We start from the raw sequence: 17,304 nt of genomic DNA, 5'->3' as shown, positions 1-17,304 counted from the left end.
GGTAGAGCGCCGGACTGTTAATCCGTAGGTCCCTGGTTCGAGCCCAGGTCGGGGAGCCAAGATTCGCAAAAGCCCGTTAATCAAAACGGGCTTTTTCATGAAGTTAAAGTTGTAGCTGTACTGCTGTTCCCCGATAGCTCAGTCGGTAGAGCGCCGGACTGTTAATCCGTAGGTCCCTGGTTCGAGCCCAGGTCGGGGAGCCAAAATATCGAAGGCGTTGCGCAAATCGCGCAACGCCTTTTTTCTTTTGTGCCTTGCGCAAGACATCCCCTCCTTTCCATCCTCGCCCTCGAGAGCATGGCATAATCTGCCAATCAACGCTCTTTGATGGAGTCAGCTCCATGCCTACCCGCAACGTCGTACTCACGGACCATCAGGCTCATTTGATCGACTCGCTCGTCAGCTCGGGCCGTTTTCAGAATGCGAGCGAGGTCCTGCGCGCCGGTCTACGTCTCGTCGAGCGCGAAGAAGCCGAAACGCAAGCGAGACTCGAAGCGCTGCGCGATGCCGCGCGCGCCGGTATCTCCGATGCAGACGCAGGACGCTTGCGCAGTTTCACTTCCGCACAGGCACTGGGCGACTATCTCGAAAGCCTCGCCGAGAATGCCCTCATGACAGCAGGCGCAACGAAGCGCGCGCGGTGACACCGCATACGACGGCCTGGACCGTCCGCCTCACCGACCTGGCCAAGGACGACTTCAGCAATATCGTGGGCTGGACCATTGAGCAATTCGGTCCCGCTCAGGGGCGCGCGTATGCAACCACGCTTTCGCTTGCGCTGCAGGATCTGACGAACGGTCCTTCGTTGCCGGGCGTGCGTGCACGTGACGAGATCGTTTCCGGCATCATGACGCTCCACGTCGCACGCAATCGACGCAAAGGCCGTCACTTCGTCATGTTTCGCGTCAACGCAAAGGATGCGCGAACCATCGATGTCTTGCGCATTCTTCACGATGCGATGGACTTACCCCAGCATCTGTAGCCGCTGCTTCTGGGCGCTGCCAACAATCGTCATCCGCCCCCACCCCGCCCTGCCCGATAATGTCGCTTCGTCATCTTCGGGAATCCGCATGAAATCGACTCGCTTCGCCGCCCGACTGCGTCTGGCCCTCGCCTTTTGCGCCGGCGCGCTCGCGCTTGGCGCCGCCCACGCCGAGCAGATCGGCAGCGTGAACACCAACTTCCGCGTAACCGGCTCCGACAAGGTGGTCGTCGAGGCTTACGACGATCCCGCCGTCACCGGCGTCACGTGCTATGTCTCCCGTGCGCGCACCGGCGGCGTGAAGGGCACACTCGGCATCGCCGAAGACCCGACCGAAGCATCGATCGCCTGCCGCCAGGTCGGTCCGATCAGCTTCGCCGCCCCGCTCAAGCAGCAGGCGGATGTGTTCAGCGAGCGCATGTCGTTTCTCTTCAAGACGCTGCACGTGGTCCGCGTGGTCGACACGAAGCGCAACGCGCTCGTCTACCTGACGTACAGCGACCGCGTCGTGAGCGGCAGCGCGAAGAACAGCGTCACCGCCGTGCCGATGCCCGCGGGCACGACCATTCCGGTGCGCTAAACTGGGAGTCCAGGCCGGACCCTTGCCATGACGCTCTCCCGTTTTCGCGATTTCGCCCGTTATTGGCGCACGCCGCTTTTGCCCGGCGCGGATCTGCTCACGGCCGAATATCACGATCACGAATTCACGCCGCACTGGCACGAGGCCTACACGATCCCCGTGATCGAAGACGGCGCCGAGTGCTACCGCTATCGCGGCGCGCAGCACGTCGCGGAAGCGGGCAGCGTGCCGGTCATCAATCCGGGCGAGCTCCACACGGGCTCGCGCGCCGTGGACGAAGGCTGGCGCTATCGCGTCATGTACGTGCCGGTCGACTATCTCCACACGCTCGCGGGTGAAATTGCGGGCCGCGCCGAGCCACTACCGTGGTTCGACGCCGAAGTGATCCGCGACCCCGATCTTGCACGCCGCCTCTCGCGGACGCACCGGCTGCTGGAGGCCGACGCCGACCGCCGGCCCGCTGCGCTCGCGCCGGGCGCGCCGCAGCCCGATCTCCTCGCCGTGGAGGGTGCGCTGCTCGACGCGCTCTCGGCGCTCCTCACCCGCCACGCGCGCACGCGCGAGGCGCCGATGGGGTCTGCCGCGAACGAGCCGCGCGTCGAAATCATGAAGGCGCTGCTGGCCGCCGATCTCACCGCGCCACTGCGCGTGGCCGATCTCGCGCAGGCGGTCGGCCTCTCGCCGTTTCACGCGACGCGCCTGTTCACCCAGGCCACGGGGCTGCCGCCGCACGCCTGGCGCACCCAGTTGCGGCTGCAGCGCGCGCTCGGGCCGCTGCGCGCGGGCGCCTCAGTCGCCGAGGTCGCCGCCGCGACTGGCTTCACGGACCAGAGCCACTTCACGCGGCACTTCCGCCGCATGTTCGGCGTGCCGCCGGGCCGCTGGCAGGCGAACTAGGCGACAGCTCCGCCACGCCCGAGGCGCGAAGCGCGTCCCCGACTCAAGCGCGCGCCCGATCACGCACGAGCGCCAAATTGGCGCCGAATTGGCGACCAATCGGCGACCGATCCGCCGAATCGAGCGCCGATGTGAGCGCACGCCGAGCGCGCCGCAAGAACGTACAAGCCACGCGCGTTGCGCCCCGCTATGCTCGCCTCCATGGCACCTTGCATGGAATCGGAGGAAGTGCCGAAGCCCCAACTCCGATCGACACAGGAGACTCGCTTGACCCGCCATCCCCATCGCTTCAAGGAATTCGTCGCCGGCGCGCGCGACATGATCCCCATGATGATCGGCGCGGCGCCGTTCGGCGTCATTTTCGGCACGCTCGTCACCTCGGGCCCGCTCTCGCTCTGGCATGGCCAGTTGATGTCGCTCGCCGTGTTCGCCGGCTCGGCACAGTTCATCGCGCTCGGGTTGATCGCCTCGCACGCGAGCTTCGCCGTGATCTGGGCCACCACGCTCATCGTGAACCTGCGCCACGTGCTCTATAGCGCGACACTCGCGCCCTACGTCTCGCATCTGCCGATGCGCTGGCGTCTCGTGCTCGGCGGCCTGCTCACCGACGAGGTGTTCGCCGTCGCCTGGGCGTATTTCCGCCGCCACCCGCCCGGAGACGTCTCGCCGTGGCATTTCCTCGGCTCCGGAGTCTCGATGTATGTGAACTGGCAGATCTGGACCGCCGCCGGCCTGCTGTTCGGCGCGGCGTTCCCGGGCCTGCAGTCGCTCGGGCTCGACTTCGCGATGGTCGCCACGTTCATCGCCATCGTCGTGCCGCAGCTGGTCGCCGTGCGCTATCTGGCCGCCGCCGTTACGGCCGGCGCGCTCGCCTTCTTCTGGCAGGGCTGGCCGTACAAGCTCGGGCTGCTCGGCGCCGTGCTCGCGGGCGTGGCCGTGGGCGTCGCGCTCTCGCTGCCGCGCAAGCCGCGCACGGCAAGCGCCGCTAGCGGGCACCATGACGCGCGCGCCGCCGCCGGCCCGGCCGGCAAGAGCACGAACACGAGCACGAGCACGAGCACAAGCGAAGCAAACGCCACACGCATGCCCTGTCATGACACCCACGCCGCCGCAGGGGGCCGCCCATGAACTACGTTGTCCTGATCCTCGGCATGGCCTTCATTACTGTGACGATACGCACGGCTGTCTTCGTGCTGGGCGAGCGGCTCGTGTTCCCGCCGATCGTGCGCACCGCGCTCGGCTTCGTGCCCGTCACGGTGCTCACCGCGATCATAGTGCCGATGGCCGTCTCGCCCCACGGCCAGCACGCCGAACTCACGTGGCGCAACCCGCAGCTCGTCGGCGCGCTCGCGGCGATCGCCGTGAGCGCGCTCACGAAGCGGCCGCTCCTCACCATCGCCGTGGGGCTCGCCGTGTTTTTCCTCTGGCAGGGCGTGGTGCTGCGCTGAATTTGCCCGGGCTACTCGGGGTTGCCCGGAGTTACCTGGAGTTGCCCGTTGGCGCCCGCCGGCTCCCTGCGCCCTCTCCGCCCGCCCGACTCGCCCCCGCCCGACTCGCCCCCGCTGCCGCCAGGCGCCGCTCTCGCGGCACGCCTGAGCGGTCCCGGCTCAAGTTTTGCCCCCATGCGCCGATAAACCGTCGAGGCCTGCATTGGCGCACGCGCAAGAGACCGCCAGGCACCGCCAGGAATACACCGGGGCAACCACAATGGGGCACATCACCCTCAATCTCAAGGACGAGACGCTTGCGTCGCTGCGCAAAGACTTCGACGCGTTCCTGCGCGTCTCGCTGAAGCTCGACCCGCAGTTCCTCACGCCATCGTTCGAGGACTTCCTGCGCGCGAAGCTGCTCGACAACATGACGCCGCTCACCGAGCAGGCCGTGCAGCGGCTTTTGCAGGGCGGGCAGTACGCATGGGCCAAGCGCACGCTCGACAAGGAGTTTCCCGAGGTCGTGTCGATCCTGCTGCGTCAGGCGGGCGAGTTCGGCTTTGGCTTCGCGTCGCGGCCCGAGTGGACGCCCGACGAGCTTGCGAAGCAGTGCCGCGAGTGGGCAGCGGCAATCGTGCACGAGGCGCAGGCGGCCGAATCCCTGATCGAGCCGCTCGCCGCGCAGATCAAGTCCGGCGTGCAGGACATCCAGGCGCTGGAGGAGTCGATGCAGACGCCCGCGTGGCGACTCGCGGAATCGGTGCGGCAGCGCGTCTATGAAGCGAAGATCGGTTGCGAGCAGGCAAGCGGCAGCCTCGCGCGCGAGCGTCTGGGCGAGCTGCGCGGGCTCTTGCGTCTGGGCATCGCGCACGGCACGTTCCAGAAGCAGGAAGCGCAGCAGATCATGGAATATCTGCGTCTCTTGAAGCCGGAGATTTTCGTCGAGGAACCCGACGACGTGTTCACGCGCCTTGCCGCCTGGCTGCGCAACTTCTTCGTGCCGCCGCCGAAGAATCAGGTACGCGGCTGAACGCGCGCTGGCTTCGCCCGTCGGGGGGCAAACGCGGCCCGCGCGAGGCCTTTTGTGCCGCCATGTGCAACGGTTGCAGCACGTGCACGATGGGCGCCGCGAGCAAGCGCGCCCCTACTCCCACATCTTGCGCAGCTTCGCGCCGATCTCGACCTTCGCACGCGCCGCGGCCGCCAGCCCCGCCGCACTCGGCGGGCCCGCCACCGGCGCGCTCGGCCACGCGCACGGCTCGAAGAGCGGCAGCATCGGCGCCGCAATGAAGCGCGTGCGCGACGCCCAGACGTGACGGTCGCCGCTCGCGGCCTGGTTGTGCACATAGAAGCGCTGCGGCACGACGATGTGCAGATCCTCCTTGGCGCGCGTCATCGCCACATAGAGCAGACGCCGCTCCTCTTCGAGCTCCTCGTCGCTGCCCGCGCCGAGATCGGACGGAATGCAGCCGTCCACGCCGTTGAGCACGAACACATTGCGCCATTCCTGGCCTTTGGCCGAATGGATCGTCGAGAGAATCAGATAGTCCTCGTCGAGCAGCGGATCGGCCGACTCTGCGCTCGTGGCATCGGGCGGGTCGAGTGTCAGCTCGGTCAGGAAGCGCTCGCGCGACGCGTAGGTGCTGGCGATGCTCTCCATCTGCAGCAGGTCGGCAAGCCGCACCTGGGCATCTTCGTGATTGCGTTCGAGGTGCGGCTCGTACCAGCGCCGCACACGCTCGAACTCGGCGGGCCACGGCGTCGCGCGCGCGCCGAGCTGCTCCACGAGCGCGGCGAACGCCGGCCAGTCCTCGGCCGCACGCGGCGGCGGCGCGAACGCGGCGAGCGCCTGCGCGGCGCGGTATGCGCCCGTGCAAGCCGCAACCTGATCGAGCAGGCGCGCGGCCGTCGCGGGCCCGACACCGGGCAGCAGTTGCGTCACGCGAAAGCCCGCCACGCGGTCGAGCGGATTCTCGGCCCAGCGCAGCACCGCGAGCACGTCCTTCACGTGCGCGGCGTCGAGAAAGCGCAGGCCGCCGAACTTCACGAATGGGATATTGCGCCGCGCCAGCTCGATCTCGAGCGTCGCGCTGTGATGCGCCGCGCGAAACAGGACCGCCTGCTGCTTGAGCTTCATGCCGCCCTCGCGCGCCTCCAGGATCTGCTCGACCACGTAACGCGCCTGGGTGGCCTCGTCGGCGACCGTGACGAGGCGCGGCCGCTGCTGCGACGCGCGGTCGGTCCACAGATTCTTCGTGAAGCGCTCGGCGGCGGCGTCCATCACCGCGTTCGAGGCGGCGAGGATCGGCTCGGTCGAGCGGTAGTTGCGCTCGAGCGTGACCTGGCGCGCGGGCGGATCGAACTGCGCGGGGAAATCGAGGATGTTGCGCACCGTCGCGCCGCGAAACGAATAGATGGCCTGGGCGTCGTCGCCGACCACGGTGAGGCCGCGCCCGTCGGGCTTCAGTGCGAGCAGGATCGACGCCTGCAGGCGGTTGGTGTCCTGATATTCGTCGACGAGGATATGGTCGAAGCGCCCCGCCAGATCGGCCGCGATGGCCGGCTCCGCCGCCATGTGCGCCCAGTAGAGCAGCAAGTCGTCGTAGTCGAGCACGTTCTGCTTCTGCTTGGCGTCCACGTAGGCCGCGAACAGCGCGCGCAGCTGCGGCTCCCATTCGAGGCACCACGAGAACGAGCGCGCGAGCACGTTCGCAAGCGAGTCGCCCGTGTTGACGACGCGCGAGTAGATCGCGAGGCACGTCGACTTCGCGGGAAAGCGCTTTTCCTTCGCCGAGAACCCCAGTTCGTGGCGCACGAGATTCATGAGATCGGCGGAATCTTCGCGGTCGTTGATCGTGAACGCGGGCGAGAGGCCGATCTGCTCGGCGTATTCGCGCAACAGGCGCGCGCCGATGCCGTGAAACGTGCCCGCCCAGGTGAGTCCCTGGGCCAGCGCCGCAGCCGCGCCCGACACGCCTGCCGCAATGCGCGAGACGCGCCGTGTCATCTCCTGCGCCGCGCGGCGCGAGAAGGTCAGCAGCAGGATGCGGTGCGGATCGGCGCCGTTCGCCACCAGGTGCGCCACGCGGTGCGCGAGCGTGTTGGTCTTGCCCGAGCCCGCGCCGGCGATCACGAGCAGCGGCGCAGGCAACGCCGCGCCTGGCGCGAACGCCCGCGGCCCGCCGTGCTCGACGGCGGCGCGCTGGGCGTCGTTGAGCTTCGCGAGGTACGGCGCCGCCTCGAGCGCAGCATTGCTCGTAAGGGGGGAATCGGCGAGGGAGACAGTGGACACGGCGGGCGCGGTGGGTATCCGGTGAGCGATGAAAGGATCGAGCCGCAGCGTCCATCGGCATGCGTCGGCATGTATCGGCGGGCGCGGCGACGCATACTGTATATCCATACACCTCATGCCGGCAAGCGTCTATCTTGCCGCGATCTGGCGCTATTCAGACCCGAACGCTCGATTCGGAAACGCGGCGGACCTGGCCTGACGGCCCAAAAGCCAAGCGGCGACACCCGCTTCCGGGTGCCGCCGCTTCACGTCCTGCACAGGCCGGCGCCGGGGCGGGCGCCGAATGGAAAAGCTTCACCCAGCCCGAATGCGCGCACCGCGCGCCGCCGGGCTATCGAAGCCCCTTATTGCTGAGCCTCGCCGCCCGGCGGCTGAGCCGACTGCCCGCTCATCTGGTCCATCATTTCCGAATTGTTGGCCTGGTGGTCGGCCTTCTGGTTGATCTTCGCGTCCTTCACGTGGGACTTGTACTGCGACTTGGCCTGCTTCTTCGTCGAGTTGTACTCCGCTTTCGCCGACTTCTTCGCGCCGCGGTATTCGGCGTTCGCGGCCGCGTCGGCGGTGCGCTTTTGCACCAGCGGATCGGTCGATTGCGCGGCGCTCAAATCCTGCGGCGCGGGCTGCGACATGCCCGCGGCCGCCGGCGCCTGGCTCGGCGCCACAACTGGCGGGGTCGCGGGCGCCATGGCCGGTGCGGCAGAAGGCATGGCCGTGGGCGCCTCGGCGCCGGGCTGCGCCGCGCCCTGGGCAAAGGCGCCTTGCGCGAAGATGGCAGCAGTGGCGAGAGCGGTTCCGGTGAGCAGCTTGCGAATATGAGTCATGGCGTATCCTCTTTGTAGTCGTTTCGGGATCCGCGCCGCTGCGCTCAGGTCCGCTTGCGGCGCGATTCCGCCCGATCGGGCCGCGGTGCACTACTTCGATGCGGCGTTGTCGTTTCGGGGTGAGAGCATTTTCATCTGAAGATCGACGCAAGGTCTCCCGACGTTACCCAACGTTGCATCTTCTTACGAAATCATGACATCTGGCCCTGAGATGTAACAGCCGCTCGCCGGACGCCCGGATGCCCGGGATCGCTTATGATGCTCACGCTTCGCGTGCCCTGCCCGGCGCGCACCTGATTCCCGTTTGCCCCATGCCCAATCTCGATTTCATGCTCACCGGCGAATACGTCGAACTCCACAACCTCCTGAAGATCACCGGTCTCGCCGACAGCGGCGGCTCGGCCAAGCAGATCGTCGCCTCCGGCGCCGTGAAAGTCGACGGCGAGGTCGAACTGCGCAAGACGTGCAAGATCCGCGCGGGCCAGTCGGTGCTGCTCGGCGACACGCGCATTGCCGTGCGCGAAGCCGGGTGAGGCGAGCGGCGCAACGCGCCGCCAAACGCGTACCGTGCGCATACCATGCGCGCACCACACGCACCACACGTGTCGAAGTGAAATACGTTCGAAAGCGGATGCACCATCCAGGTGCTTTTTATCCGAAAGAAGGGTAATCTCGCATTGAGCTTTCAACCTCGACACAAACGCACTTTCTGAACGCGCGGCGCGATTCATCATCGCGCCGCGCGTCTGTTTTCATGACCCGACCCACTGCCCCCGCGCGCGCCGACCAGGCGAAACGCGCCATCGCCCCGCCCTCGCTCAAGCGCCACGCCGCCGACACCGCGCGCCTCGCCGCGCCGCTCGCCATCGCCCAGCTTTCGCAGATGGCCATGAGCGTCACAGACACCGTGCTGCTCGGGTCGCTGGGCGCGGGCGCGCTCGCCGCGGGCGGCCTCGGCGCGAACCTGTTCTTCGTGGTGGTGACGGTGCTGCAGGGCGTGCTGACCTCGGTGAGCGTGAGCGTCGCGCAGGCGCGCGGCGCCGACGATCCGCACCGCGTGCCGCACATCTACTGGACCGGCTTCGCGCTCTCGCTGCTGCTGGCCGTGCCCGCTTTCGCGCTGCTCTCGTTCGCGGGGCCGGTCTTGCTCGCGCTCGGCGAGCCGGCCGTGCTCGCGCACCAGGTGGGCGAGTACGCGGCCGTGCTGCGCTGGGGCGCGCCCGCCAGCCTGATCGGCGTGGGCCTGATGCGCTCGTTCCTGCCCGCCATCGGCGCCGCGAAGCGCCTGCTGTGGGTGTCGATCATCAGCGTGTTCTCCAACGGCTTCCTGAACTACGGGCTGATTCATGGCGTGTGGGGCCTGCCGCGCCTGGGCTTTCTCGGCTCGGCGGTGGCCACCACCATCACCATCTGGGTCACCACGCTCGTGCTGATGGCGCTCCTGCATTTCCGGCCCTCGCATCAGCACTTCGTGGTCGCGCGGCGGCCCACCGCGCCGCTGATGGGCGAGCTCTTCGCTATCGGCTGGCCCGTGGCGATCACCTACGCCGTGGAGGCGACGCTGTTTCTCGCCACGGGCCTGCTCATGGGCCTGCTCGGCGCGACGCCGCTCGCCGCGCACCAGATCGCGCTGAACGTCGCTTCGGTGATGTTCATGGTCCCGCTCTCAATCGGCCAGGCGGCCAACGTGCGCGTGGGCTACTGGATCGGCGCGGGCGTGCCGCGCGCGGCGCGCCACGCGGGCTTCGTCGCGCTCGCGCTGGGCGTGGGCTTCATGTCGATGTCGGCGCTCGTGATGGTGCTCGCGCCGCACTGGATCGTCGGGCTCTACCTGCACCTCGACGACCCAGCCAACGCGCAGACCGTCGCGCTCGCGACGTCGCTGCTCGGCGTGGCGGCCATCTTCCAGATCGTTGACGGCATGCAGACCGTGGGCTCCGGCTGCCTGCGCGGCCTGAAGGACACGCGCATTCCCATGCTGGCCGCGACGCTCGGCTACTGGGGCATCGGCTTTCCGATCGGCTATGCGCTCGCGTTCCATTTCGGGCTTGGCGCGCTCGGGCTCTGGTGGGGGCTCGCAGCGGGCCTCGCGAGCGTGGCCGCGCTCATGACGTGGCGTTTTCACCGCAAGAGCCGGCGCGTGCAAGTCGAGGCGGCGGCGCGCGCGGGTTGAGGTTTGGCGCGGGCGGACACGCGGGTCCTGAGTGCGCCCTGTAGCCCTGTGTGAGTCCTGTGTGAGTCCCAAGCGAGTCCCAAGCGCGCCCTCGGTGGCGCACAAGGAACCCAAAAAGCCGGCTGCCGCGCCCACTGCTCGATCGACATCAACCCGCGACCCCAACCCGCCCACGGACCACCCACTCATGCTTGCCCCGATTACCCGACTGTTCCCGCTCTGGGCCGTCCTCGTCTCGCTTCTCGCCTACTTCAACCCGGGCCTGGTCGCCCCCGTCGCACCGCACGTCACGACGCTGCTGATGGTCATCATGCTCGCCATGGGCGTGACGCTCTCGTTCGCCGACTTCCAGCGCGTCTTCACGCGGCCCGCGCCGGTGCTCGCCGGCATCGTCCTGCACTATCTGGTGATGCCGCTGGCCGCCTGGGTCATCGCCCACGCGCTCCATATGCCGCCCGAGCTCACCGCGGGCATGGTGCTGGTGGGCAGCGTGGCGAGCGGCACGGCCTCGAACGTGATGATCTATCTCGCGCGCGGCGATGTCGCGCTTTCCGTGACGATCAGCGCGCTCTCGACGCTCGTGGGCGTGTTCGCGACGCCGCTGCTCACGCGCCTCTACGTCGACGCCTCGATTGTCGTCGACGTGCACGGCATGCTCATGAGCATCCTGCAGATCGTCGCGCTGCCGATTGCCGTCGGCCTCGTCGTGAACCGTCTGGCGGGTAGCCTCGTGCGGCGCGTGGAGCCGGTCCTGCCGCTCGTCTCGATGGTGTCGATCCTCGCGATCATCGCGGCCGTGGTGGGCGGCACACACGCGAGCATCGCCACGGTGGGCCCGATCGTGGCGCTCGGCGTGGTGCTCCACAACGGCATCGGGCTGCTGGGCGGCTACTGGGGTGGCCGTCTGCTCGGCTTCGACGAGTCCGTGTGCCGTACGCTCGCGATCGAGGTGGGCATGCAGAACTCGGGCCTCGCCGCGACGCTCGGCAAGCTCTACTTCTCGCCGCTCGCCGCGCTTCCCGGTGCGCTGTTCTCGGTGTGGCACAACCTTTCGGGGTCGCTGCTCGCGGGCTACTGGGCCGGCAAGCCGGCGCGAGGCAGCGCGCGCGATGCGCACGAGGCACGCGCCGAGAAGGTCTGAACCTCGGCTCCCGGGCGCGGATGAACCCGGTTGCGCGCGCCTGAGCCGCGTCCGGCTCGCGCCTGCCGCCCGGCCGCTTCCGGGCGCGGCCTGACCCACGCAGTGCGTGCATGCGTGCGGGCCGCCTTGCGATGCGCGCTGCCAGCGCCGCGAACCCCTTGAATGAAACGCGGCTTGCGGCGAGCGTCGCCGGCGCGCCAGGTTTCGTGACGATCGTGGCCAGCGCCGCACGAGCATTACCCGCAAGAAATGAGTCACGGCACGCGCCTTGCATGCGGTGCCTTGCCGCTTCCCGATAGAATCGGCGGCAAAAGGCGCGCCACGTCAGCGAACCATCGGGGACGCCCCAGCGCCGAAAGCCTGGCATGCGACCGCAGGGGTGCGATTCAAGCGCGAACGCTGGTCAACCGCGAAGCATGGAACCTGGAAAGGAGAATCCGCTTGTCCGTGCATACCGTTCAGCGCTTCGCCCCTGGCGCCGCGCTTGTCGCCGCGCTTGCTGCAAAAGCCGCGCCGCCGCGCCGCGCCGCGCTCGCCCGGGCGCTGCTTGCGCTCCTGAGCGTCACGCTCGTTGCGGCCTGCGCGACGCGTCCGCCCGCTACGGTCTTCCAGCGCGTGAGCTCGGCGGCCCTGCCCGCCTCCGAGGCAAGCGCCACGCCGCTCGGCGCCGCGCTCGCCGGACCCGAGGCTGCGCATCCGGACGAAGCGGGCTTTCGCCTGCTCGCCACCGGCACCGACTCGCTGCAGATGCGCATCGCGCTCGCACGCGCGGCGACCAAAACCCTCGACATGCAGTACTACATCGCCAACGAGGACACTACCGGCAAGCTGCTGCTCGGCTCGGCGCTCTACGCGGCCGACCGCGGCGTGCACGTGCGCATGCTCGTCGACGACCTGAACTTCCACGACATCGACCGCCTGATGGCCGCGCTCAACAGCCATCCGAACATCCAGATCCGCGTGTTCAATCCGTACGGCAGCCCGAGCGAGGGCATGTTCACGCGCACGCGCAACTTCTTCACGAACGTCGACCAGTTCACGCGCCGCATGCACAACAAGGCGACGATCGTCGACAACGAGCTCGCGATCGTGGGCGGGCGCAATCTCGGCGACGAATACTTCAGCGCGAGCCCGACGCTGCAGTTCCGCGACCTCGACGTGCTCACGGCCGGGCCGGTCGCGGCGAGCGTCTCGGCGAGCTTCGACGAGTACTGGAACAGCAGCGTGGCCTACCCCTTGAGCGTGCTCAATCATCAGAAGTTCGATCCGCACGATCTCGATCTCGCGCGCGACGACTTGCGCGCGCACTGGCGCGAGAACGCCGACCCGTACAATGCAAAGCCGCTCAACGCCACGCCTCTCGCCCAGCAGATCACGCGCGACGAGCTTGGCCTCATCTGGGCGAAGTGGCAATTCGTGGCCGACTCGCCGGACAAGATCGCGGACCCCGAGCATGGCCAGATGGGCGACGCCATGCGCTCCCTGCTCGATCGCCTCAATCACGCGCACAGCAGCGTGCTGATCGTCTCACCATATTTCGTGCCGCACGAGGCGGGCGTGCAGGCCATTCGCGCGCTCACGGCGCGCGGCGTGCGCGTGGCGATCCTCACCAATTCGCTCGCGGCCACCGACGCGGTCGCCGTGCAGGCCGGCTACAGCCCTTACCGCGTGCCGATGCTCGAGGCCGGCGCGGAACTCTACGAATTCAAGCCCACGCAGCCCGAGAGCAAAAACTCGCGGCGTGTGCACGTGATGGGCTCGCGCTCGCGCGCGAGCCTGCACGCGAAGGTCTACGTAATCGACGAGAGCACGCTCGTGATCGGCTCGCTCAATCTCGACCCGCGTTCGGCCAGCCTCAACACGGAGCTCGCGCTCGCGATAGAAAGCCCGCCGATCGCGCACGAAGCGGCCGAGCTGTTCAAGCTCGCGACCTCGCCACAGGCGAGCTATCGCGTCTCGCTTGCGACGCCCGCCCAGCTCGCGTCGCTGCGCGGCAGCACGATTTCCTCGCCGCTCGTATGGACCGACGAGGAAGACGGCATGATCCGCACCTACAACCTCGATCCTGGCGCGGGTTTCTACAGGAATCTCCTAACCGGACTATTCTTGCTGTTGCCGGTCGACAACCAGTTGTGACATCAGTTGTGAAATCAGGCGCGCGCACGGATGGCGCGCCGCGAGAGCGCTGTCGCGCAGCCCGCCGCTTCGCCACCGCAGAGCTGAGCCACCCGTCGGCCCCGAACCCACCACGTATGCATGAGGCGCGGCGTCTCATCGCGCTCGCCTCATCCACCATCGGAGTCTCACCATGACCGCCAGCAATGAGAACGTCAGAATGGAACGCGACACGTTCGGCGAGATCGCTGTGCCCGCCGCCCAGCTCTGGGGCGCGCAGACGCAGCGATCCCTGCAGAACTTTCGCATCTCGAGCGAGAAGCAGTCGCCCGAGCTCATTACCGCGCTCGCCACGATCAAGCGCGCCGCCGCCGAAGTGAACCACTCGCTCGGCGTGCTCGACGAGACCAAGGCGCGCGCGATCATGGCGGCCGCCGACGAGATCATCGAAGGCAAGCACCCCGGCGAATTCCCGCTCGCGGTCTGGCAAACGGGCTCCGGCACGCAGAGCAACATGAACCTGAACGAGGTGATTGCGAACCGCGCGAGCGAGATTCTCGGCGGCGAGCGCGGCGAGGCGCGCAAGGTGCATCCCAACGACGACGTCAATCGCGGCCAGTCGTCGAACGACGTGTTCCCCACGGCAATGCATGTGGCCGCTGCGTACGGCATCGTCAAGCATTTGCTGCCCGCGCTGAAGACGCTGCGCGACACGCTCGAGGCCAAGTCCAGGCAGTTCGCCGACATCGTCAAGATCGGCCGCACGCACCTGCAGGACGCCACGCCGCTCACGCTCGGCCAGGAGTTCTCGGGTTACGTCGCGCAGCTCGATCAAGGCATCAAGCATGTGGAGTCGGCGCTGCCCCATCTCTACGAGCTCGCGCAAGGCGGCACCGCCGTCGGCACCGGCCTGAACGCGCACCCGCAGTTCGCGCAGAAGGTGGCCGAGACCATCGCGAAGCTCACGGGCGTGCCCTTCGTCACCGCGCCCAACAAGTTCGAGGTGATGGCCGCCGCCGACGCGCTCGTGTTCGCGCACGGCGCGCTCAAGACCGTCGCGGCAAGCCTCATGAAGATCGCCAACGACATCCGCTGGCTCGCGAGCGGCCCGCGCTGCGGTCTGGGCGAGCTCTCGATCCCCGAGAACGAGCCGGGCAGCTCGATCATGCCGGGCAAGGTGAATCCTACGCAATCCGAAGCAGTGACGATGCTCTGCTGCCAGGTGTTCGGCAACGACGTGGCTGTGAACGTGGGCGGCGCGAGCGGCAACTTCGAGTTGAACGTGTTCCGCCCGATGATCGCGCACAACGTGCTGCAGTCGATCCGCCTGCTCGCGGACGGCGCATTGAGCTTCAACGATCACTGCGCCGTGGGCATCGAGCCCAACCGCGCGCGCATCGACACGCTGCTCAACGAGTCGCTCATGCTCGTGACGGCGCTCAATCCGCACATCGGCTACGACAAGGCCGCGCAGATCGCCAAGAAGGCGCACAAGGAAGGCACGACGCTCAAGGCCGCCGCGCTCGCGCTCGGCCATGTGACCGAGCAGCAGTTCGACGAATGGGTCAAGCCCGGCGACATGGTCGGCTCGCTGAAGAAATAAGCCCTGTTTCAAGGGCTAAAACGCAATGCGGGCGGCAAGGCTTGGGGCCTTGCCGCCCGCTTTTTTGCTGCACGCAGCCGATGCAGCGCATTCAGCCCCGCAGTTAGCCCCGCATTCGGCCGATCACACCTTGCCTTTCGCCACTTCCTCGGGCTTCAGCTCGACGATCGCATCGAGCGCTTCCTTCACGTCGAGCGCATATTTCGCGAGGCGCTTTTGCTCCTCCGTTTCCGGCACGAAGGTCGGCACGGGAATCGGGTTGCCGTTTTCGTCGACGGCCACGAACACGATCAGGCAATCGGTCGTAAGCCGCAGCTGGCCGCTCTTCGGGTCGCCCGCGTGCACGGTGATATGGATATGCATCGAGGTGCGGCCCGTGGCCACCACGCGCGCGCGCAGCTCGACCATGTTGCCGACGAGGATCGGCCGCCGGAAGCGGATATTGCCCACGCTCACCGTCACGCAGTAGCGGCCCGACCAGACGGCGGCGCACGCATAGGCGGTTTCGTCGATCCATTTCATCAGGGCGCCGCCGTGGACTTTGCCGCCGAAGTTCACCGAGGTCGGCTCGGCGAGAAAGCGGAATGTCGTTTCCGAACGGTCCAGCGGCTGGGAAGGCGTACTCATAGGGGCTCCGCTCGTGGGGTGTGCGCCTTGCCGGCAAGGCGTCGTTATAGGGTGCCATCGATTATACGAGCGCAGTATGTCATCCGCTGGCAGCCATGCAGACGGGGGGCGTGGTCAGCTTCCCGCGCCGCGCTCAGGCCGCCGAAAAGCGCGCCCGGTAGTCGAGCGGCCGCACGCCATAGCGCCGCTCGAACGCGCGCCGCAGATTTTGCTCGGTGCCGAAGCCGCAGTCCGCGGCAATGCGCTTCACGCTCTGCCGCGACTGCGCGAGGGCATGCGCCGCCGCTTCCACGCGCATGGCCGCGACGGTGCGCGCGGGCGTGCGCCCCACCGCCTCGACATAGCGCCGTGCGAAGGTGCGCGGACTCATGCGCGCCTCTTCGGCGAGCCGCTCGACGCTCAGCTCGGTGTGCAGGTTCGCGGCCATCCAGCCGTGCAGCGTGTCGAAGGCGCCGCCCGCCGCGCTTTGCGCCTCCAGCGCCTCGCTGAACTGGGCCTGGCCGCCCGGGCGCTTCATGAACACCACGAGCCGGCGCGCGGCATGCATGGCGGCGGCGTGGCCACAGTCCTCCTCGATCAGCGCCAGCGCGAGATCGATGCCGGCCGTCACGCCCGCCGAGGTCCAGACCACGCGGCCATCGCGCTCGTCGCGCACGAAGATCGGCTCGGGATCGACGTTCACGCGCGGAAAACGGCGCGCAAGCTGCGCCGCGTTGCGCCAGTGCGTGGTGGCGCGGCGGCCGTCGAGCAGGCCCGCTGCGGCCAGGTAGAACGCGCCGGTGCAGACCGAGGCGACGCGCCGCGCGCGTGGCGCGGCGGCGGCGATCCATGCGACCAGCTCGGGCTGCAGCGGCGTCGATTCGTCGATGGGGACGCCTGGGACGATCAGCGTGTCGATCGTGGCGGTGTCGAGCGCGTCGAGCCGCTCCGTGACGACCGGCATCCCCGCGAACGTGGGCAGCACGCCGCCCGCCACCGAGGCGAGCGTGACGCGATACGCGCAGGGGTCGGCTGAGATGGGCGTCGCTTGGGCGCGCCTCGCGCGCATGGCCAGTTCGGCCCGCCAGAAAGCCTCGACGGGCCCGCAGGCGTCAAGCAGCACGAGATCGGGCGCGACCGCAAACACCACGTGGCGCGCGCAAGAAGAGGCAGGCATAGGGGGCAAGGGGCGACGATAGCTCGATCCAGTCATCATCGCATGCGCGCCGTTGGCAGGCGCGTCGATCTTGCGTCAATTTCTGCCATGCCGCGATACGCCAAGCCGCGGGGCGGCGCAGCGTCATGCAGCTCGCCTGGCGCGCCCGGTTACTTGTGAAATGTGATGCCCTCGTCGATCGTGCCGTACATCGTGATGCCACTCGAACCGCTCGACGGCACGCTGCCGCCCTGGGCGCAGGCCGTGCAGAGCAGCACAAGCGCTGCAAGGGCCAGAATCCGTTTCATGACTGCCTGTTTGCTTCCAGAAAGGAATTCATTCTAGCGCGGTGCCGCTGGGCACCACCGATTGGCCGGCACCACCGCACCATCCACTCCGTGCACGCCATATTTCACGGCAACCTGAAACGTCGAATGCCGGATTTCGCTAAAGTAAGTGCAAGGGCCATCGCGCCAGGCTCAGGCAGGCAACGCACGCAGGCCATTGA

At 67.9% G+C, this 17,304-nt stretch carries 17 protein-coding genes and 1 tRNA gene; 13 read left to right on the top strand and 5 right to left on the bottom strand.

The window, feature by feature from the left end; genetic code table 11:
- The first annotated feature begins 127 nt into the window (after positions 1-127).
- The 8 genes from EYW47_RS09985 (at position 128) to EYW47_RS09950 (ending at position 4,919) form a co-directional block, all read left to right on the top strand.
- Positions 128-203, top strand: a tRNA-Asn gene (locus EYW47_RS09985).
- A 138-nt stretch (positions 204-341) separates the two neighbouring features.
- The gene (locus EYW47_RS09980) at positions 342-644 is read left to right on the top strand and encodes a type II toxin-antitoxin system ParD family antitoxin (RefSeq protein WP_133194680.1); all 303 of its coding nucleotides are present in this window, start codon (positions 342-344) and stop codon (positions 642-644) included.
- Positions 641-982 carry a type II toxin-antitoxin system RelE/ParE family toxin gene (locus EYW47_RS09975; RefSeq protein ID WP_133194679.1) on the top strand — a complete coding sequence of 114 codons (342 nt, stop codon included), beginning with the start codon at positions 641-643 and terminating at the stop codon, positions 980-982. The genes EYW47_RS09980 and EYW47_RS09975 overlap by 4 nt, the downstream gene beginning before the upstream one ends.
- Before the next feature lie 88 nt (positions 983-1,070).
- Positions 1,071-1,562 carry a CreA family protein gene (locus EYW47_RS09970; protein WP_133194678.1) on the top strand — a complete coding sequence of 164 codons (492 nt, stop codon included), beginning with the start codon at positions 1,071-1,073 and terminating at the stop codon, positions 1,560-1,562.
- 27 nt (positions 1,563-1,589) lie between these two features.
- The gene (locus EYW47_RS09965) at positions 1,590-2,459 is read left to right on the top strand and encodes a helix-turn-helix transcriptional regulator (protein ID WP_133194677.1); all 870 of its coding nucleotides are present in this window, start codon (positions 1,590-1,592) and stop codon (positions 2,457-2,459) included.
- 318 nt (positions 2,460-2,777) lie between these two features.
- Positions 2,778-3,587 (top strand): AzlC family ABC transporter permease, encoded by an 810-nt coding sequence (locus EYW47_RS09960; protein ID WP_240763632.1) that lies wholly within the window; start codon positions 2,778-2,780, stop codon positions 3,585-3,587.
- Positions 3,584-3,907 (top strand): AzlD domain-containing protein, encoded by a 324-nt coding sequence (locus EYW47_RS09955; RefSeq protein ID WP_133194676.1) that lies wholly within the window; start codon positions 3,584-3,586, stop codon positions 3,905-3,907. The genes EYW47_RS09960 and EYW47_RS09955 overlap by 4 nt, the downstream gene beginning before the upstream one ends.
- A 259-nt stretch (positions 3,908-4,166) precedes the next feature.
- On the top strand, positions 4,167-4,919 hold the full coding sequence (locus EYW47_RS09950; RefSeq protein ID WP_133194675.1) for a DUF4088 family protein: 753 nt from the start codon (positions 4,167-4,169) through the stop codon (positions 4,917-4,919).
- Between the two features lie 114 nt (positions 4,920-5,033).
- Here EYW47_RS09950 and EYW47_RS09945 read toward each other — a convergent pair whose 3' ends face one another.
- Together EYW47_RS09945 and EYW47_RS09940 are read right to left on the bottom strand one after the other, a co-directional pair.
- A complete protein-coding gene (locus tag EYW47_RS09945) occupies positions 5,034-7,289 on the bottom strand; it encodes an ATP-dependent helicase (RefSeq protein WP_133194674.1) in 2,256 nt (751 codons plus the stop codon).
- A gap of 236 nt (positions 7,290-7,525) precedes the next feature.
- Entirely contained in the window at positions 7,526-8,002 is a 477-nt protein-coding gene (locus tag EYW47_RS09940) for a hypothetical protein (RefSeq protein WP_133194673.1), read from the bottom strand.
- Between the two features lie 311 nt (positions 8,003-8,313).
- Between EYW47_RS09940 and EYW47_RS09935 the strand changes: the two genes are divergently transcribed.
- From EYW47_RS09935 to fumC, 5 genes are all read left to right on the top strand, one after another.
- The gene (locus EYW47_RS09935; RefSeq protein WP_133194672.1) at positions 8,314-8,535 is read left to right on the top strand and encodes an RNA-binding S4 domain-containing protein; all 222 of its coding nucleotides are present in this window, start codon (positions 8,314-8,316) and stop codon (positions 8,533-8,535) included.
- Between the two features lie 221 nt (positions 8,536-8,756).
- On the top strand, positions 8,757-10,175 hold the full coding sequence (locus EYW47_RS09930) for an MATE family efflux transporter (protein WP_133194671.1): 1,419 nt from the start codon (positions 8,757-8,759) through the stop codon (positions 10,173-10,175).
- Positions 10,176-10,362: 187 nt separating this feature from the next.
- Positions 10,363-11,316, top strand: a complete 954-nt coding sequence (gene panS, locus EYW47_RS09925; RefSeq protein WP_133194670.1) for a ketopantoate/pantoate/pantothenate transporter PanS — start codon at positions 10,363-10,365, stop codon at positions 11,314-11,316.
- Between the two features lie 447 nt (positions 11,317-11,763).
- Positions 11,764-13,452 (top strand): phospholipase D family protein, encoded by a 1,689-nt coding sequence (locus EYW47_RS09920; protein ID WP_377784928.1) that lies wholly within the window; start codon positions 11,764-11,766, stop codon positions 13,450-13,452.
- Positions 13,453-13,624: 172 nt separating this feature from the next.
- Positions 13,625-15,034, top strand: a complete 1,410-nt coding sequence (gene fumC, locus EYW47_RS09915) for a class II fumarate hydratase (RefSeq protein WP_133194668.1) — start codon at positions 13,625-13,627, stop codon at positions 15,032-15,034.
- Between the two features lie 123 nt (positions 15,035-15,157).
- On the opposite strand, the gene EYW47_RS09910 is transcribed toward fumC, so the two are convergent.
- From EYW47_RS09910 to EYW47_RS40815, 3 genes are all read right to left on the bottom strand, one after another.
- On the bottom strand, positions 15,158-15,661 hold the full coding sequence (locus EYW47_RS09910; RefSeq protein ID WP_133194667.1) for an acyl-CoA thioesterase: 504 nt from the start codon (positions 15,659-15,661) through the stop codon (positions 15,158-15,160).
- A gap of 133 nt (positions 15,662-15,794) precedes the next feature.
- On the bottom strand, positions 15,795-16,817 hold the full coding sequence (locus EYW47_RS09905) for a GlxA family transcriptional regulator (protein ID WP_133194666.1): 1,023 nt from the start codon (positions 16,815-16,817) through the stop codon (positions 15,795-15,797).
- A 149-nt stretch (positions 16,818-16,966) separates the two neighbouring features.
- The gene (locus EYW47_RS40815; RefSeq protein ID WP_165976519.1) at positions 16,967-17,104 is read right to left on the bottom strand and encodes a hypothetical protein; all 138 of its coding nucleotides are present in this window, start codon (positions 17,102-17,104) and stop codon (positions 16,967-16,969) included.
- Between the last annotated feature and the right edge of the window lie 200 nt (positions 17,105-17,304).

The organism is Paraburkholderia silviterrae, from assembly GCF_004353915.1.
GTDB classification, from domain to species: Bacteria; Pseudomonadota; Gammaproteobacteria; order Burkholderiales; family Burkholderiaceae; genus Paraburkholderia; species Paraburkholderia silviterrae.
This window is presented reverse-complemented; position numbering and strand designations above follow the sequence as displayed.

Coding starts and splice junctions, on each gene's coding strand:
- EYW47_RS09940 (WP_133194673.1), bottom strand. CDS start 8,002: ATGACTCATATTCGCAAGCTGCTCACCGGAACCGCTCTCGCCACTGCT.
- EYW47_RS09935 (WP_133194672.1), top strand. CDS start 8,314: ATGCCCAATCTCGATTTCATGCTCACCGGCGAATACGTCGAACTCCAC.
- EYW47_RS09955 (WP_133194676.1), top strand. CDS start 3,584: ATGAACTACGTTGTCCTGATCCTCGGCATGGCCTTCATTACTGTGACG.
- EYW47_RS09930 (WP_133194671.1), top strand. CDS start 8,757: ATGACCCGACCCACTGCCCCCGCGCGCGCCGACCAGGCGAAACGCGCC.
- EYW47_RS09980 (WP_133194680.1), top strand. CDS start 342: ATGCCTACCCGCAACGTCGTACTCACGGACCATCAGGCTCATTTGATC.
- panS (WP_133194670.1), top strand. CDS start 10,363: ATGCTTGCCCCGATTACCCGACTGTTCCCGCTCTGGGCCGTCCTCGTC.
- EYW47_RS09970 (WP_133194678.1), top strand. CDS start 1,071: ATGAAATCGACTCGCTTCGCCGCCCGACTGCGTCTGGCCCTCGCCTTT.
- fumC (WP_133194668.1), top strand. CDS start 13,625: ATGACCGCCAGCAATGAGAACGTCAGAATGGAACGCGACACGTTCGGC.
- EYW47_RS40815 (WP_165976519.1), bottom strand. CDS start 17,104: ATGAAACGGATTCTGGCCCTTGCAGCGCTTGTGCTGCTCTGCACGGCC.
- EYW47_RS09950 (WP_133194675.1), top strand. CDS start 4,167: ATGGGGCACATCACCCTCAATCTCAAGGACGAGACGCTTGCGTCGCTG.
- EYW47_RS09910 (WP_133194667.1), bottom strand. CDS start 15,661: ATGAGTACGCCTTCCCAGCCGCTGGACCGTTCGGAAACGACATTCCGC.
- EYW47_RS09945 (WP_133194674.1), bottom strand. CDS start 7,289: ATGGATATACAGTATGCGTCGCCGCGCCCGCCGATACATGCCGACGCA.
- EYW47_RS09965 (WP_133194677.1), top strand. CDS start 1,590: ATGACGCTCTCCCGTTTTCGCGATTTCGCCCGTTATTGGCGCACGCCG.
- EYW47_RS09905 (WP_133194666.1), bottom strand. CDS start 16,817: ATGCCTGCCTCTTCTTGCGCGCGCCACGTGGTGTTTGCGGTCGCGCCC.
- EYW47_RS09960 (WP_240763632.1), top strand. CDS start 2,778: ATGATCCCCATGATGATCGGCGCGGCGCCGTTCGGCGTCATTTTCGGC.